The organism is Zoogloea sp. LCSB751, assembly GCF_002028455.1.
Taxonomy (GTDB): domain Bacteria; phylum Pseudomonadota; class Gammaproteobacteria; order Burkholderiales; family Rhodocyclaceae; genus Zoogloea.
This window is the reverse complement of the sequence record NZ_MWUM01000650.1, coordinates 1-234: the sequence shown is the minus strand read 5'-3', so window position 1 is coordinate 234 and position 234 is coordinate 1. Positions and strand designations below refer to the sequence as shown.

Below are 234 nucleotides of genomic sequence, written 5' to 3'. Positions count from 1 at the left end.
CTGGCGCGTAAAAGAGACTGACCGCCTGTTCGCAATGGCAACCGAGCTGCGTAAAGTGGGGGCGGTGGTAGAAGAGGGCGAAGACTACATTCGCGTCACGCCGCCGGCAAAACTGCAATTTGCAGAAATTGGCACCTACAACGATCACCGCATGGCGATGTGTTTCTCGCTGGTGGCGCTGTCAGATACGCCAGTCACCATCCTTGACCCGAAGTGCACGGCGAAAACCTTCCC

At 57.3% G+C, this 234-nt stretch carries 1 pseudogene; it reads left to right on the top strand.

Annotation, left to right across the window (positions count from 1 at the left end):
• Positions 1-234 (top strand): annotated as a pseudogene (locus tag B4920_RS28045) (bifunctional 3-phosphoshikimate 1-carboxyvinyltransferase/cytidylate kinase); the annotation flags it as partial.